Raw genomic sequence first — 15963 nt, forward strand, 5'->3', positions numbered from 1 at the left:
ACCATTTTTTAATAAGTATATCAAATAATAAATATTATTGAAATATTTGTATTAATTTAAAAATAAAAGCGAATTCTTGCGAATCCGCTTTTATTTTTTATACTAATTATATTTTGTTGTCTTTTAATCCATGTTTATACTTATACATACGTTCATCTGCAATTTTTATTAATTCCTTATAGTTATTACTGTCCTTTGGGAATTCCGCTATACCGTAGCTGAAACTACAAGTAATATTATTTCCTTCAAATACTATTGGATTTTTTTTAAATAATTTAATTAAATCTTCAAACCTTTTAATTAAATTAGTAGAATTAGTTTTAAAAAATACTCCTGCAAATTCATCTCCTCCAAGCCTTACTAAAACATCTGAAGATCTAATACATTCACTTAAGTTTTTAGCGAATGATTTAATCAATTCATCCCCTGCTAAATGCCCATAATTGTCATTTACAAACTTCAATTGATTTAAATCAAACACTACTAAAGAAAAATGTTCTATATATTGGGGAGATTTACGCATATATCCATCAAATAAATCTTCTAAATATCTTCTATTATAAACATTAGTTAACTTATCATATCTAGATAAATAAAATACTTCTTCATATAACCTATATTTACTAATTGATATTTGTACTTGGTTTCTTATATATTCCATTATTTTTAAATCTGTATCATCAAAAACATTGCTTTTGTTGCTATCAATATTTATAAATCCATATAATTCTTTATCTATAATTATAGGTGAAGAAATAATAGATTTTATTTTAAATTCTTGATTTATTGCTAAAAGATTAATTTTCGTTATTTTATCAACATCATTAATAATTATCGTTTCATATATATTTCCATTTGTTTTATTCCATATAATTGAATCATTAAGCTTAATACTAAATTTTTTAGATTGTTCGATTTCATATCCTCTAGATGCAGCAATTTTCAAATTTTTATTATCATCTAAAATTAATACCGATCCTACATTTGCATTTTCAATAGAATCAATTGCCTTTTGCAATATTAAATCAAATAAATCATTAATATCATTTACTCCAATAATAGAATAACTTATTTCAAGCATAGCTTCCTTTATCTTTAGTAATTTATTTATTCTTTTTTGGTCTTTTTTGCGTTCAGTAATATCAATTATAGAACAAACAATACCTTTAACCTCTTCTTTTTCATTTTTAATAACATCTTTATTAAGAATGACATCTCTAATTGAACCATCTTTATGTTTAAGTTTACCCTCATAAGTTTGTTTACCTTTATTTTTTATCAACTCATTATCATATCTATAATAAATTTCTGCAAATTCTTTTGGATTAATGTCATAAGTAGTATTTCCTATAATTTCTTCTTCCTTTAATCCTAAAAATTCAGTAAAAGCTGTATTACAATATTTAAAAACTCCGTTTTCATCTTTATAAAATATTGGATTAGGAATAGTATCTATAAAGTTTTGAAGAAATTTAAAGTTTTCTTTCATCTTTATTGTTTCTCTCAATTTTGAGCAAAGTTCTATTTTTTCTGGTACTTGTTTTATATCTTTATTTTTATTGATTTTTTTATCATATAATTTATCTAATTTACTTAATTTAAATAAAGATCGAAAGAAATTATATAGAGACATATTTAATTTATCCTTTCTGTATATTTTGTAAAACATGAAAACAAGTTATGTATTTATATTAAATTAAACCTATTTAAATTAAAAAATTTCTGTTTTTAATATTATATCATAATATTTTTTTAAAGCATTGTAATATTTTTTATATTTTTGTCTTTTTTTGTCTCTTAAAATATATATTTAATTTTCGTTTGATTTTTCATATTAAAATCAAAAGTTTAATGTACAATAATTTCTAATATAGCTTTCGTATTATTGGTTAAATTAATACTAAGTAAGATTAAAGGAGGATTTATATGATTAAAAATAAGAAAACTCGCAAAATATCAGATTCTCAAGCAACAAAAAATTTTCATCAAATAGATTTAGAAATGGGTAATGAATTGACTCTACCAAATAATTTAAATCGACATACTATCGGCTCTACTAAACCTTATGAAAAGAAAAATGATAATAATAAATAACTATTAAAAAAAGATAAATTAGGGTAGTTAAACTACCCTAATTTATCTGCAACTTTATTAATAAGCTCTTTAACATACTCACTTTTATATTCGTTATTATTAATCCAATAATCTGAACTATTTATTATATTTTTATTAGCTAACTTATTTACCGAAGCTATGAATTCACTGTCAATATTATTTGCTTCTATATATTTTGCAAATTTAATAATAAGTTCTATTACATATTCAGACTTATATATTGAGCTATTAATCCAATAATCTGGTGAATCTATCACTTTTTTATTTCTTAATTCATTTAATATATTTTCAAGTTCATTTTCTGGTTTATTAATTCCTAAATACTGAGAAAAATTATATATAAGTTTTTTTACATATTCACTTTTATATTCTTTATTATCTATCCAATAATTTGGGGTAGTTATAATATTTGCTTGTGATAACTTAATTATTGAATTATTAAATTCTAAATTTAATTGAGATATAGGTCTTTTCCCTTGTAACAAATCTTTTATATTAAGACCTCCTGTCCATTGAAAATGAGGCATATCTTTAAAGCTTTTGAAATCTCCTCCCCACTCAAGACCTATATTTTTACCTAATTGCCCCATTTTTTCATACAAGTCTATTCTATCCCACTGTGCCTTTTTATTTATAATAGGTACACAATCAAATGCTAATCCATAATTATGATACGAATACCCTCCTCTTGCATTAGTAACTTTATTCCCAGGAGCACTTCTACCTTGTTCATATAATTTATTTTGTTCTTCTTTACTTCTAAACGTACTATATATCAAAACATCTATACCCTGCTTTTTACATTCTTTAATAAATTTTTCGGCTAAATATTTGACATATGGATGTAAGTCCTCTAAATTTTTACTCATTTTGTCCCTCCTTGCTATTATAATCTATATGCCTATAATAATATATGCAGATCATTATATATTTGTTTATAACACAAAAACACACTCCCTTTGTGAGTGTGTTTTGCATTCCTTCTTTATTTTCTATAAAAACAAACCTTCTATATACTTTGCAACTCCGTCCTCATTATTAGTCTTTATAATATCATTATCAGGAAGAGCTTTTTTTAAATTTTCATCAGCATTTCCCATTACTAACCCTTTTCCAACACTGCTTAGCATTTCAAAATCATTAAATCCATCTCCAAATGCTATAACTTCATTAGATGATATTCCATAATCTTTTAATATTTCTTCTAAAGCAGCTCCCTTTGATACTCCTTTGGCCATTACCTCAAGACATATAGGTAGGGAAAATGTAGCATGTACATAATCAGAAAACTTTGATTCAATTTCTTCTTTAACTAACTTCAACTTATTTCCATCATTACATATAAAAAAGAATTTTATACACTCATATGAATCTAAATTTTTAAAGTCAACCATTTTATACATAAAACTAGACTCATCATTAAAATCACCCAGCCATTCATTTTCTTTTTCTACAAGCCAATGATCTTCTTGATAAACATTTACATGAATATCCTCATCAAATTTCATTTTTAATATAGATTTAGATATTTCAGAATCTATATTATGGCACAATAATTTTTCATTTTTAAAGTTATGTGCTCTTGAACCATTAGAAGTTATTAGTACCGTATCCAAATTAAGCTGTTCCTTAATATGTGATGCATCCTTATGATGTCTTCCTGTTGCTATAAAAAATTTTATTCCTTTCTTTACAACCTTCTCAATTACACTCTTAGTATATTCACTAACTCTATGATTACTATTAAGGAGTGTTCCATCTAAATCTGAAATTATTGCTTTATATCCCACCTTCAAATCCTCCTTTAAATATTAATTTAATTCAAATTATATCACTAGTATTACAATGAAAACAATAAAATTAATCATATATGTCAACTTTATATTTTTGTGATTTTTAATATTTATAGTACTTATATACCCACTTAATATATAAGCTGTCAATACACACACTATTCTCAGAATATCCTCATTTAAATTTATATATTTTTCAAATATGCTAACATCAAGATAATAAATAGAATATATACTCAGATACAAAGTAACAGAAAGACCCGGTATCATTTTATTTAAATAATTAATATTATTTCCTGCACTATTTTTTTTGTTATTTCTCCTTTTAGTCTTTCCAAACATTTATATAACCCCATCTTTTATATTCTTATCTATATAATAACATATTTGTCGAAAACAAAAAAACAAAATTCGCTTCATGCTATCGTATGGCTCATGTCGCCAACGAGTCCTAACGGGCTCCATTACTCAAAATAGTTGATAACTTTATTCACTTATTGATATTATGCATAAATTGAGAATATTATATTATCCTTCTATCAATTGTATTTTTTCTTTTCTTGTCATTTGTTTTATTTTGTATTCTCTCTTTAAAGCTTCACTTTTTAAATCATATTCTTCATAATAACGTAATTTAACAGGAAGCCTACATCTTGTATACTTAGCTCCTTTACCCTTATTATGTGTATTTATTCTTTTATCCAAATTATTAGTGTATCCAGTATAAAAAGTTCCATCACTACACTCTATTATATAAACATAATTAATAGTCCTACTATCCTCATTAGATTTCATAAAAAATCCCCCTAAATTCATAGCTACAAATTCGCAACCACTGCATTTCTAGATATATTATACACAAAAAATAGTACTAATGCTTTACAATACAAATACTTGAGTATTATAATTTCATATATAGCAAAAAAATCCGTATTATGGTATCGAAGATACTCATATTAGGATATAATATATTCATAAAAGAAAAAAGGAGATACAAAATGCAAAATAAATTTGAACAGTTTAATTTACACGAATTCATAGTAGACAACCTTACTAAATCTAATATAATGGAGCCAACTAAGGTACAAATTGATACAATTCCTATAACGTTAGAAGGTAATGATGTAATAGGAAAAGCTAGAACAGGTACAGGTAAAACTTTATCTTATTTAATCCCTATGGTACAAAAAATAGACCCAAATAAAAATGATTTACAAATGCTAGTATTAGCACCTAGTAAAGAATTAAGTATTCAAATACAAAAAGAAGCGGAAAGAATAACTCAAAATTCAGATATAAGAACTTTTTGCATAGTAGAAGGTATGAATATTGAAAAACAAATAGAAAGACTAAAACAAAAACCACATTTGATAGTAGCAACGCCAGGAAGACTGCTTCATCTTATAAGTCTTAAAAAAATAAAAATGCACAATATAAATACAATAGCTTTAGATGAAGTTGATCAAATACTTGAAAAAGGATTTATATCAAAAGTTCAAGGTATAATAAAAACAACTTTAAAAGATAGACAACTACTAAGCTTTTCTGCAACTATATCCGAACAATCTAATGATATACTGAACAAGCTTATGAAAAATCCTAAATTTATTAACCTAGATCATATTAAACCTATACCTACAAAAATTAAGCACCAATATATAATAAGTACTTCTCCTAGAAAAACGGATACCTTAGTCGAAATACTAAATACTATAAGACCTTCAAAATCCTTAGTTTTTATAAATAAAAACGAAAATGTAGATAGGTTCGTAAAAGATCTTCACAAGCAAGGTTATTCAGTTGGAGGTATTCAAACTAGAACTAAAAACCAAGATAGACAACATTTATTATCATCTTTTCAAAAAGGGAAACTTAAAATACTAGTGACTACAGATTTATTTACTAGAGGAATGGATTTTCAAAATGTAACTCATATATTCAATATGGATTTGCCACTTGATAAAGTAGATTATTTACACCGTGCAGGTCGTACAGGCAGAATGAATAAAGACGGTGTTGTAATAAATATAGTTAGAGATAGAGAAAAGTTCATAATGTACAAAATGATGAAGCAGCTAAACATAAGCCAAGAAGCTATAACTATTTCAAATAATAAAATAGTTCTTGTTGACAATATAATCAACAGAAAAAAAAGGAGATACTAACTATTTGTCAATCACAAAAGGAGCCTATGGCTCCTTTTTAACATCTTTTTTAGTAAGAAAGATTATAAACTCAACACTAAGCATATTACTGCTTAAAGTGATTCATCTTTAGTTATTACTACATATTAATTTTATGCCTCAAAACTAATTTTAATTCATAATAAAGGAGTTTTTTCATGAGATTATTAAAAAAAATGATTCATAAAGATATAAAAGAAATTAAAGGCAATATATTCGAAAGAAAAGCAGCACGAGCAATAATACTAAATGAAAATAAAATACTTTTGATGTACACTAAAAGATACGATGACTACAGCTTTCCTGGTGGAGGAGTTGAATCTAATGAAGACTTAACTGAAGGGCTTAAGCGAGAATTGACTGAAGAAACAGGTGCTAAAAACATTGAGATTATAAAAGAATTTGGCATATTTGACGAATACAGACCTACTCACTATGAAGGATATGACCTTATGCACATGACATCCTATTTTTATGTTTGTAAAATCGCTAAAGAACTAGGAGAACCCAACTTAGAGGATTATGAAATCTCAAACGGCATGACTACAATATGGATAGATATAGAAGAAGCAATAAATCACAATACTAAATTAATTCAAACTAAAGATTCTAAAATGGGTCTTTCTGTTGAAAGAGAAACATTCATGCTTAATTTAATTAAAAATGAGTTAATTGACAAATAGGGACTTAAATTAAGTCCCTATTTGTTATCCAAATACTTTACTAAAAAATCCTTTCTTACTTTCCTTTCTATTATTTGCTAGATACAACATAAGCTTTTGGTTTTCTACTCTAACCTGCTTTCTAACCTTATTGCTTATCTCATCTCTTAAGTTCATACTTATATTATCAAGTTTTTCACTAATTTCATTGCCAAGATCTTCTTTTAATTTTTGTTCTCTTTCAATAACAATATCTCCTATTGCCTCTCCCATAATACTTTTGAAATTCTCAGCCATAGTTTTTTGAATATCACCAATAGATTCTAATGGATTAGCTTCAATTAACGTAGCTGCACATTCTTCATTAGATTTGTCAAAACTGCAATTATTTATATATTCCTTTATAAAATTTGTTCCCATCCCCTGTTGTTTATATTTTTTTATATTTTTTATCAACTCAATGTCATAATCCGTATAATTTCTATTCCCCTTATCATCTCTATACACTTTAAGTTCAAATACTTTTTCCCAATCTCTTAAAGTTTTTTTATTTAATCCTATATTTTTTGATACCTCACTAATTGTATATAATTTCATAAATATCCCCCCTACAAAAATTACATATATTAAAATCCGCTTAATGCTAAAAACAGTTACCAGTTAGTTCTTCATCTCATATTATCTACAAATAATTGCTACCATATTTTTTAAGTTCAACAAAACCATTTATATTCCTTTAATCAAAAAAAGAGTTAATACAACATATTCGCTGTATTAACCCTTTAAAATATTATTCTTCATCATAAAATTCCAAATAAGAATGCTTTTTAGAGTCTTTTTGCCATCCCAAAATAGCATCTATATTAACATTTTCTGCTGCTTTGAATATAGATTTATCTATATCTTCAAAATCAAGCTTAAGATTTTTTACCAGCTCTTTTATCTCAGTTCTCTTATTAGAAGTTTTCTTAGCAGCAACCATACAAGCACAATTTAGTGGCCATATACCACTTTTTTGTGTAAATGTCTGTATATCATTTTCTCTTATATAATACATTGGTCTTATAAGTTCTAGACCTTCATGATTTGTGGACTTTAACTTAGGAAGCATAGTTTTAAAGCATCCTGCATAAAACATATTTATAAGAGTAGTCTCAATTACATCATTAAAATGGTGTCCCAGTGCTAACTTATTACATCCAAGTTCTTGTGCCTTTGAGTATAAAGATCCTCTTCTCATCTTCGCACACATATAACATGGATAATCCTGAGCTATCCTATCTATTACTTCAAATATCTGTGACTCATATAAATGAATAGGTATATTCAAATAATTACAATTATCTATTAAAAGTTCTTTTATATTCTCATGATATCCAGGATCCATAGCTATAAATTCAAGTTCAAATTTTATTTGACCATGTCTTTTAAGTTCTTGAAATAATTTTGCCATAAGCATACTATCTTTTCCGCCAGATATAGCAACAGCTACCTTATCTCCATCCTTTAAAAGTTCATAGTCTTTTATTGCCTTTACAAACTTTGACCATATACGTTTTCTATAAGTCTTGATTATACTTTTTTCAATCTCTCTAACTGGCTTTCTTTCATTGAATGGTATTAATACCTCACATCCACTTCCAGCAATACCATTATTATCTTTATTACTCATTATGTCACCTCTTTTTAACACAAATATTATAGTTTATTCTATACTATCAATATATTTATCTACATAATCGATCAATTCTTTGCAACTAATATTATTTCCTTTTAATTCTTTACATATAACACTTCCGTACGCTTCTTCTATTTTATTCATAAGTTCTTTAGTGTATAATCTAGCTTCTTTTTTTTGACTTACTTCGTGGCCACCTTTTAACACTCCTATTGAACTAACACCAGCACATATAGCTCCACATATACTTCCAACCGCCATACCATGCCCCATAGAGCTTGCTATTGCTACAGGTATCTTTGTATTCTTTTTTTCATTAGTTGCTTTAATCACAGATTCAGCACAATTATATCCGTTTCCAAAATAGTCTAATGCTTTTTTCATATGTATATCTCCTTTTTAATTTAAAAATAATATAATACCAAAGTATATTGTATCACCATATCGCATAAAAATGTATAAAACTATTCTATATGTCAATACTTAAGACTCATACTAAACTTAACCGGAGGTATATTAATGTTAGAATACAAGGAATTAAAGGACATACTACACTCAATTGAATATTCTATACATAACTTAGAAAGTAGTTTAGATAAGTATAATAAATGCTTACCACAATGTGAAAAATCAGAGATAATAGCTCAAATACAAAAATATAACGATATACAAAAGAAAATCGAAAAATTAACCGATGAAATGGAAGCTAAAGCCACTTAAATATACAATTACTTTGATGTTGAGCCTATACCACCTACTCTAAGAACCTGGGCAGGCTCATCATCATCTGCTATTAAATACTTTTGGAATATCCCTTGTGCAAATGCCTCACCGCATTTAACAGAGAACTCTTTATCTCCCTCATTCTTTAAAGCTACAAATATATGCCCTTCATTCTTTTCATTATTATAGTAATCAGAGTCTATAAGTCCAACTTGATTTTTAAGTCTTATATTGTATTTAAAACCATGGCTACTTCTAACCAGCATGTGCAAACATTCATCATCTTTCATATAACTTTTAATACCAGTTGGAACCACTATAGATTCCCCAGGGCTTAAAGTAAAATCATTTACACAATAGAAATCATATCCAGCAGATAAGCTAGTAGCACGTCTTGGTTTTTTCATATTATTATATTTTTCTTCTATAACTTCATAACTTAAATCTTTTCCTAAAGTCTTTTTAAATTCATCATAACCTACTATTTTAAATCCTCTTGTCATATAGTTCTCCTTTTATTAATATATTTTCTTTTAATATATTAACATTGGATTTGCTATTTGTATATATCTACATTTTGATTATGTAATTCATAACTTCCAATTGTGCACCTTAACTTACACGATAATTCCTCATGCTTTTTAATTTGATATATTATATCAACTTTGTCTAAATCACATAAATGCTCACTATATTTATTTAAATAGTTCTCCAAATTAGCTATAGAATAATCTAATGATTTGGATATAATATGTAGATCATCTTTTTTGAACATAATACTCTCTCCTTCCTAATAACTACATTTTATCCAAATACATATTAATTAATAACACAATAAAACCCTAAAAACTAATAATTTAGTTTTCAGGGTTTTATTTGTAAGAAAAATCCATAACTTATTTCTCCTTTTCGATATCTACTTATTGTACTTACTATTAGTTAATCCATATCTAAATACCAAACATAATGCAGTCAATATCAATGCTATTATATATATAATCAAACACATACCCCCTTTTAATAAAATTCACGAATTTATTTTCGAGTCTTTTCGATTAAGTTCGCGTTTATGCGAATCTTTTATATAATTATATCATGTTTTTTTGTTTTTTTCAATAGGATATAACTATCATCTAATAATTATATCCTAAGTCAAATTTCCTATTTAGGATTATAAATCCCCTTACTTCTCATATAATTAAATATACCTTCACCATGCTCTTGTTCTTCCTTTTGTATATGATTAAGAACCTGTCTTACATTGGCATCACAACATTCAAATATAGTAGTATTGTAAGCTCCTGATATATACTTTTCAGCCATCAACGCATCTTTACACAAAAGCGCATCTTGTGGGTCGTATGTATTTGCAGGAGTAAAAGTTTGAGTTTGAGTTTGGTTTTGCTGTTGCTGTTGTCCACCACTAACATTTGGAACAGTACCACTTAGTATCTGATTTATACTATCTAGATGCTGTTGTTCCTTAGTTACATATCCATTGAACAATTGCTTAAGCTCAGAGCATTTAGCTCTTTGAGCGTAATCACTGTAATTGTCAATACACATCTGTTCATGTGATTTTTGATCTTCTAATAACATTCTTTCTTTTTGAGTTAGATTTAACATACTAACCACCTCCTTATATTAGTTTTTTCAAGATTATACTTTTTATGCATACAAAAAGAAGTAGCTCAAACTACTTCTTCAAAATCAATATATTCTCTTTTCTGGAATCACACCTCTTACACCACCAGTAGGATTATCTATATCTCCTTTGTATCTCGGTATTATGTGAGCGTGTAGATGCATAACAGTTTGACCTGCATATTCTCCACAGTTAATACCTATATTATATCCGTCTGGTGAGTACTTATCATCTAACATATTTTTACACTTATCTATCAAATCTATTATAGCAATCTTTTCGTCATATGTAGTCTCAAAATAGTCCTTGATATGTCTTTTAGTTATTATAAGCATGTGACCTTCACTAACAGGATATTTATCATATATGGCATAACACAGTTTATTTTCTAGTATATATTCCTTTATATCACAAAATATACAGTTCATATTTAATCTCCTTTTTGTTTCACCTTATCTTCAAATCTGTTTTTGTAGTATTGTCTAACTCTAAATTCAACAGCATCTTTAAAATGTTTTATAAAATATTCATTATTCGTATAATCATTCAATTCCGTATTTAAGCAAAAAAACTCATCATTCATATAGAAAAAATCTTTTTCTGATTTTAATAAGAATTTTATAGCTGTACGTTTAGCAAGTTTTATATAGTCTTTTTTCTCCCAATTTTCATAATCACAAGTTGATTTATCTTTTTTTAAATCTATTTTATTTGAGCCATTAGAATAAAATTTCTTAAACGATTTGTATATATCATCTTCATCTATTTTTAATCTAAATTCATTATTATAAAAAGCTCTGATTAATGGCATTTTATAACTTTTACTCATACCAGTAGTTTCTATCATGTTTATGAACAAACTGGCTTTAGTATTTAAAAGTTTTTGTTCTTCTTCACCTAATTCATTTAATTCATCTAAAAAATTTAAATAATTTTTAAATATATTTACTTTTGATTTTTTTCTCATATTTTCATATATATTATTTTCAATATAAGTTAGCATTTCAGTTCTACTAGGTATTTTATTTAAATATTTTTTTATTCTAAAATACTCATCTTTTATCATATCCTTAATATTCATATTAGCTTTTTCCATATTTTTAAATACATCTATAAGCCTGAAATCAAAGTTAACAAAGCAATCTTCAGGATACTCTTCTTCTGTAGGTACGTGATTTGTATCATAGTTATTGCTAATTTTATTATCTCCAGTTAAAAATAACGGAACTAAATTGGCTCTTTTATAATTTCCTATAAAATCTAGAACATTAAGATATTTTTTATTATTGTTCTTTCTAAGTCCTCTTCCAAGCTGTTGTAAAAATATGGTAGAAGATTCAGTAGGTCTTAATAGCATAATCATATCTATCGATTTTATATCAACACCTTCATTGAACATATCAACTGAAAATATCACATTCAAATCTTCATTTTCTAAAGCTTTTATAGCATCCCTTCTATCTTTTGAATACTCTCCTTTTGAGTCACTGTATACAGCACAAGCCTTTACTCCGTTTTCACAAAAGAATTTAGCCATATATTCTGCATGATGCTTGCTTTTACAAAATCCTAATGCTTTTTCTGTTTTGAATTTAGTATAATTTTTTAGAATAATATCTGCTCTTTTATTTATACTTAATGCCTTTTCTAATTCTTTATCATTGTACTTACCATTTTTAAATTCTATTTCTTCATAATCTATACTATCATCATATATTCCATAATATCTAAAAGGTACTAGATATCCTCTATTTATAGAATCCTTTAAAGATACTTCATAAACTACATTATAATCACATAAAGCAAATACATCCTTATTATCCAATCTATCTGGAGTTGCTGTAAGTCCTAACATAAACTTAGGCTCAAAATAATTTATTATATTTTTATAATTATTAGATACAGCATGATGAAATTCATCAATTACAATATAGTCAAAATAATCTTTTTTAAAATAGTTTTCATTTAAATATTTCTCTTTTCCCTATGTTTGAACTTTTTCAAATAATATATCACAATCTGTATTTCTATGTTTATTCATAAAAAAACCTAATTTAGAATTTCTTCGTATATTACTAAAAGTATCATATGCTTGATTTAGTATTTCTTCTCTATGAGCAACAAATAATATACGCTTAAACTCTATAGAATCAAAGGCTGCCAAATAAGTTTTACCCACCCCAGTAGCCGCTACCACTAATCCTTTATCAATACCATCTAGTCTAGTCTTGTTAAGATTATATAAAGCTTCTATTTGTGCTCCTCTTGGTTGAAATAATTCCGTTACTTTCTCATTTTTTTCAGGAATATAATTGTTTACCTTTGGTTTTTTCCATGTTTTCGCATATTTTTCAAGTTCCATTTCATCAACTATTATAGAATTATTATAAAATAAATCTTCAAAAGTCATCTTATAATAATTGAAATCTTCCTCCTGACCATCTCTAGTCAATCTATAATTCCACTCAATACCATCTGTTAAAGCTGATCTAGATATATTGGAAGATCCAATAAATATATCTGCTCCATCTTCATATTCAAACATATATGCTTTTGCATGAAAGCTTCTAGATTTATCATTGTAAAATCTTAAATCAACTTTATCTCCCATTATAGTTCTTATTAAATATAAAGCAGATGGTTGAGTTATATTAAGATAATTTCCAGTCAATATTCTAACAGGTATATCCCTTCTTACCATTTCTTTTAAATCCTCTTCCAATAACCTTACACCTGATTCCATCAAAAAAGATACTATTATATCTACTTTCTTAGCTTTTTGTATAGATTCTTTAATAAATTTATATAAGTGCTTATTATATCCTGTAATGCATTTATCATTATGAACCATAGTCAATTCTCCTTAAAATAAGTACTTTAGTTAATTTTACCATTTATATTATATACTATAAATGACTTTGACTTAATTTAGATAAAAAGTTAAAATATTTGTATCGCTAATCATAAAGGAGATAGAATATGAAATTATATAATAAAATCATTAGAGATAAAATTCCTGAAATAATAGATAATGCAGGTAAAAAATTTGATACTCACATAGTAACTGATGAAGAAGCTATATCTTATTTAGATACTAAATTAGATGAAGAAGTAAAAGAATTTCATGAAGATAATAACTTAGAAGAACTTGCAGATATAATGGAAGTTCTATTTTCATTGGCAAAGAAGATGGGATATTCAGAACAGGATTTATTAGATAAAAGAATACAAAAGAAAGAATGCAACGGAGGATTTGATAAAAATATTATATTAACAAAAGTATATTAATTATTTCGAATTAGAGGTGAATTTAAAAATGCTTGATACTCTAATCCATATAGGAGAAAAACTTAAGGTTAATATGAATTAAGGGAACTCTAAAATGAATTCCCTTAATTCATTATAATTTTCTTCAAATATGATCCTACTATATCTGAGAACCTTTCTATATTTCTTGTATATACAAAGTCCTTTCCATATATAAGTTTTTCAGCATTAATATCTTCTTCTTTACCTGTAAATACACCAAGAACTAAAATTCCATTTTTTCTACAGTTTCTAACTTCAAAAGCTGTATCCATTACAGCAGCTCTTCCTTTATATGATGCTCTTATATTGTTATTTTTTTTAATATTTATATCATTAGGTCTTCCGTCACTTAAAATTATAAGTATTTTATTCTCTTCATTTCTATTTAATAAACCTTCGCTTACAGCTTTAATAGCTAGTCCATCTCTATTATTTCCTGATGCATAATATTCAAATATATTATTATTCTCACTTATCAGAGAATCATAATCCCTATATCTTCTAATAATAGTATTATCTAAGAAACTACAAAAACTCATAACCCTATTTGGTATTCCACAGCGAGTCAAAGCCTCAGATATTATATACCCTTGAGTTGCCACTTTTCCTTGTCTTGAACTTTGAGATCCACTAGCATCTAATAATATATCTACAACATATCCACCTTTTTCATTATCTTCACTTCTTGTAAATACCTTTGTATTATTGCTTCTTCCAATCCTCCAAAGCTTATTTGCATCTAATGATCCACTATAAGAATATACTCTTGATATTTCCTTTTCAGCCATTAATGTTTTAGTTAATATGTCTTTTAATCTTGAAATATTCCTTCTGTATATCTTTATATTTTCCCTAAATACGGACATATTTTTTTCTTTTTGCTTAGTTACATATTTTATTTGAAATAAATTATCACAATCTGACCTTAATACCCCATCTGTAAAATGAACCCTGCACCCTCTATGTACATTTTTACATATTTTATTTTGTATGTGTTTAAGTTCTTCCTTTGAAATCAATGATTTGCCATAGTAATACTCTATTCTTTCATATATTTTTTTTAATGAGTCATCATCAATAGATATTACTGTATTATCTTCTAATTTCAAATCTCTATTATTTTTAAAGTCTCCTATTGATTGTATAAGAAGAGATGATGATATTTTATCTATTTCATTTGAAATATCTTCATCTTCATATAGTTCTTCATACATAAATGATGAAAAGTTTTCATCTAGATTTTCAATATCTGCTTTTCTATTCTCATCCACTGTCTCCTGTTCATATACAAATTCTATATCGGATAAATCTTGATCAAAGTACGTATTATACAGAATTTCTATATTTTTCAAAAGTTCTAATGTATCCTTAGAGTCTTTACAAACTTTCATTTCCTTTAATATATTTCTGACTCTACTATCTACATTTCCGTACTTTCCCATTTGTTCTAAGACTAAAGCATATTTTATTTTTTCAATAAAAGTTTTAGCATTTACTTCAAAATAATTTTGGAAAATTTCTTCTAATCCAATCTTTCTTATATCATAAATCCCTGGCCTTTCATTAATCAAATTCTCTTCAACCATGATATCAGCACATATTTCTACAATAGGAATTATAGTATCTTTTTCTACACCATTTTTTAATTTATGATTTATATAGCCTTTTATCATATTCCAATCTATATATTTTCTCCTTGCTCCTAATTTAGCAGCATAATAAATAGATATATTCTTAGATTTGTTAGAGAATTCTTCAAAGCTTTCTAAATTTTGATCATAATCTCCACATATGGTCCACATAATATTTTTTAATCTATTCTCAAAATCATAATTACTATACATAACAATACCCC

At 26.3% G+C, this 15963-nt stretch carries 19 protein-coding genes and 1 pseudogene; 5 read left to right on the top strand and 15 right to left on the bottom strand.

Going from position 1 to position 15963, the window contains the following annotated elements; genetic code table 11:
• Positions 1 to 106: 106 nt before the first annotated feature.
• Positions 107 to 1633 (bottom strand): sensor domain-containing diguanylate cyclase, encoded by a 1527-nt coding sequence (locus tag Tmeso_RS06155; RefSeq protein ID WP_187296248.1) that lies wholly within the window; start codon positions 1631 to 1633, stop codon positions 107 to 109.
• Between the two features lie 293 nt (positions 1634 to 1926).
• Between Tmeso_RS06155 and Tmeso_RS16375 the strand changes: the two genes are divergently transcribed.
• Positions 1927 to 2094, top strand: a complete 168-nt coding sequence (locus tag Tmeso_RS16375; RefSeq protein WP_187296249.1) for a hypothetical protein — start codon at positions 1927 to 1929, stop codon at positions 2092 to 2094.
• A gap of 32 nt (positions 2095 to 2126) precedes the next feature.
• On the opposite strand, the gene Tmeso_RS06160 is transcribed toward Tmeso_RS16375, so the two are convergent.
• The 4 genes from Tmeso_RS06160 to Tmeso_RS06175 all read right to left on the bottom strand — a co-directional run bounded on the left by Tmeso_RS06160 (position 2127) and on the right by Tmeso_RS06175 (position 4703).
• Complete coding sequence (locus Tmeso_RS06160) at positions 2127 to 2984, bottom strand: M15 family metallopeptidase (RefSeq protein ID WP_099189296.1); 858 nt, start codon at positions 2982 to 2984, stop codon at positions 2127 to 2129.
• A gap of 123 nt (positions 2985 to 3107) precedes the next feature.
• The gene (locus tag Tmeso_RS06165) at positions 3108 to 3905 is read right to left on the bottom strand and encodes a Cof-type HAD-IIB family hydrolase (protein WP_187296250.1); all 798 of its coding nucleotides are present in this window, start codon (positions 3903 to 3905) and stop codon (positions 3108 to 3110) included.
• A gap of 36 nt (positions 3906 to 3941) precedes the next feature.
• Positions 3942 to 4250 carry a hypothetical protein gene (locus Tmeso_RS06170; protein ID WP_099189300.1) on the bottom strand — a complete coding sequence of 103 codons (309 nt, stop codon included), beginning with the start codon at positions 4248 to 4250 and terminating at the stop codon, positions 3942 to 3944.
• Positions 4251 to 4436: 186 nt separating this feature from the next.
• A complete protein-coding gene (locus tag Tmeso_RS06175; protein ID WP_330400307.1) occupies positions 4437 to 4703 on the bottom strand; it encodes a GIY-YIG nuclease family protein in 267 nt (88 codons plus the stop codon).
• Between the two features lie 203 nt (positions 4704 to 4906).
• Here Tmeso_RS06175 and Tmeso_RS06180 point away from each other — a divergent pair, with 203 nt between their 5' ends.
• Both Tmeso_RS06180 and Tmeso_RS06185 read left to right on the top strand, forming a co-directional pair.
• On the top strand, positions 4907 to 6073 hold the full coding sequence (locus tag Tmeso_RS06180; RefSeq protein WP_187296251.1) for a DEAD/DEAH box helicase: 1167 nt from the start codon (positions 4907 to 4909) through the stop codon (positions 6071 to 6073).
• A 176-nt stretch (positions 6074 to 6249) separates the two neighbouring features.
• Entirely contained in the window at positions 6250 to 6774 is a 525-nt protein-coding gene (locus Tmeso_RS06185; RefSeq protein ID WP_099189304.1) for an NUDIX domain-containing protein, read from the top strand.
• A 24-nt stretch (positions 6775 to 6798) separates the two neighbouring features.
• Here Tmeso_RS06185 and Tmeso_RS06190 read toward each other — a convergent pair whose 3' ends face one another.
• From Tmeso_RS06190 to Tmeso_RS06200, 3 genes are all read right to left on the bottom strand, one after another.
• A complete protein-coding gene (locus Tmeso_RS06190) occupies positions 6799 to 7350 on the bottom strand; it encodes a MerR family transcriptional regulator (RefSeq protein ID WP_099189306.1) in 552 nt (183 codons plus the stop codon).
• 193 nt (positions 7351 to 7543) lie between these two features.
• Positions 7544 to 8425, bottom strand: coding sequence for a tRNA 2-thiocytidine biosynthesis TtcA family protein (locus tag Tmeso_RS06195; protein WP_099189308.1), 882 nt, complete (start codon positions 8423 to 8425; stop codon positions 7544 to 7546).
• 33 nt (positions 8426 to 8458) lie between these two features.
• Positions 8459 to 8815, bottom strand: a complete 357-nt coding sequence (locus Tmeso_RS06200) for a C-GCAxxG-C-C family (seleno)protein (protein ID WP_099189310.1) — start codon at positions 8813 to 8815, stop codon at positions 8459 to 8461.
• Between the two features lie 135 nt (positions 8816 to 8950).
• Between Tmeso_RS06200 and Tmeso_RS06205 the strand changes: the two genes are divergently transcribed.
• Entirely contained in the window at positions 8951 to 9151 is a 201-nt protein-coding gene (locus tag Tmeso_RS06205) for a hypothetical protein (protein WP_099189311.1), read from the top strand.
• Positions 9152 to 9159: 8 nt separating this feature from the next.
• Here the strand turns inward: Tmeso_RS06205 and Tmeso_RS06210 are convergent, their stop codons facing one another.
• The 6 genes and pseudogenes from Tmeso_RS06210 to Tmeso_RS17045 form a co-directional block, all read right to left on the bottom strand.
• Positions 9160 to 9657, bottom strand: a complete 498-nt coding sequence (locus Tmeso_RS06210; protein WP_099189313.1) for a dCTP deaminase/dUTPase family protein — start codon at positions 9655 to 9657, stop codon at positions 9160 to 9162.
• A 53-nt stretch (positions 9658 to 9710) separates the two neighbouring features.
• The gene (locus tag Tmeso_RS06215; protein WP_099189315.1) at positions 9711 to 9929 is read right to left on the bottom strand and encodes a hypothetical protein; all 219 of its coding nucleotides are present in this window, start codon (positions 9927 to 9929) and stop codon (positions 9711 to 9713) included.
• A gap of 386 nt (positions 9930 to 10315) precedes the next feature.
• Positions 10316 to 10780 carry a spore coat protein gene (locus Tmeso_RS06220; RefSeq protein WP_099189317.1) on the bottom strand — a complete coding sequence of 155 codons (465 nt, stop codon included), beginning with the start codon at positions 10778 to 10780 and terminating at the stop codon, positions 10316 to 10318.
• 84 nt (positions 10781 to 10864) lie between these two features.
• Positions 10865 to 11227: an HIT family protein gene (locus tag Tmeso_RS06225; RefSeq protein WP_099189319.1), complete on the bottom strand. Its 363-nt coding sequence runs from the start codon at positions 11225 to 11227 to the stop codon at positions 10865 to 10867.
• A gap of 2 nt (positions 11228 to 11229) precedes the next feature.
• A complete protein-coding gene (locus Tmeso_RS17040; RefSeq protein ID WP_330400309.1) occupies positions 11230 to 12654 on the bottom strand; it encodes a DEAD/DEAH box helicase in 1425 nt (474 codons plus the stop codon).
• Positions 12637 to 13650, bottom strand: a pseudogene (locus Tmeso_RS17045) (DEAD/DEAH box helicase family protein); the annotation flags it as partial. The pseudogene Tmeso_RS17045 and the gene Tmeso_RS17040, both read right to left, overlap by 18 nt.
• A gap of 128 nt (positions 13651 to 13778) precedes the next feature.
• On the opposite strand from Tmeso_RS17045, the gene Tmeso_RS06235 reads away from it, so the two are divergent.
• Positions 13779 to 14087 (top strand): nucleoside triphosphate pyrophosphohydrolase, encoded by a 309-nt coding sequence (locus Tmeso_RS06235; RefSeq protein WP_099189321.1) that lies wholly within the window; start codon positions 13779 to 13781, stop codon positions 14085 to 14087.
• 104 nt (positions 14088 to 14191) lie between these two features.
• On the opposite strand, the gene Tmeso_RS06240 is transcribed toward Tmeso_RS06235, so the two are convergent.
• A complete protein-coding gene (locus Tmeso_RS06240; RefSeq protein ID WP_099189323.1) occupies positions 14192 to 15952 on the bottom strand; it encodes a cobaltochelatase CobT-related protein in 1761 nt (586 codons plus the stop codon).
• Between the last annotated feature and the right edge of the window lie 11 nt (positions 15953 to 15963).

The sequence above is a fragment of the Tepidibacter mesophilus genome, assembly GCF_002724055.1.
Classification (GTDB): domain Bacteria; phylum Bacillota; class Clostridia; order Peptostreptococcales; family Peptostreptococcaceae; genus Tepidibacter_A; species Tepidibacter_A mesophilus.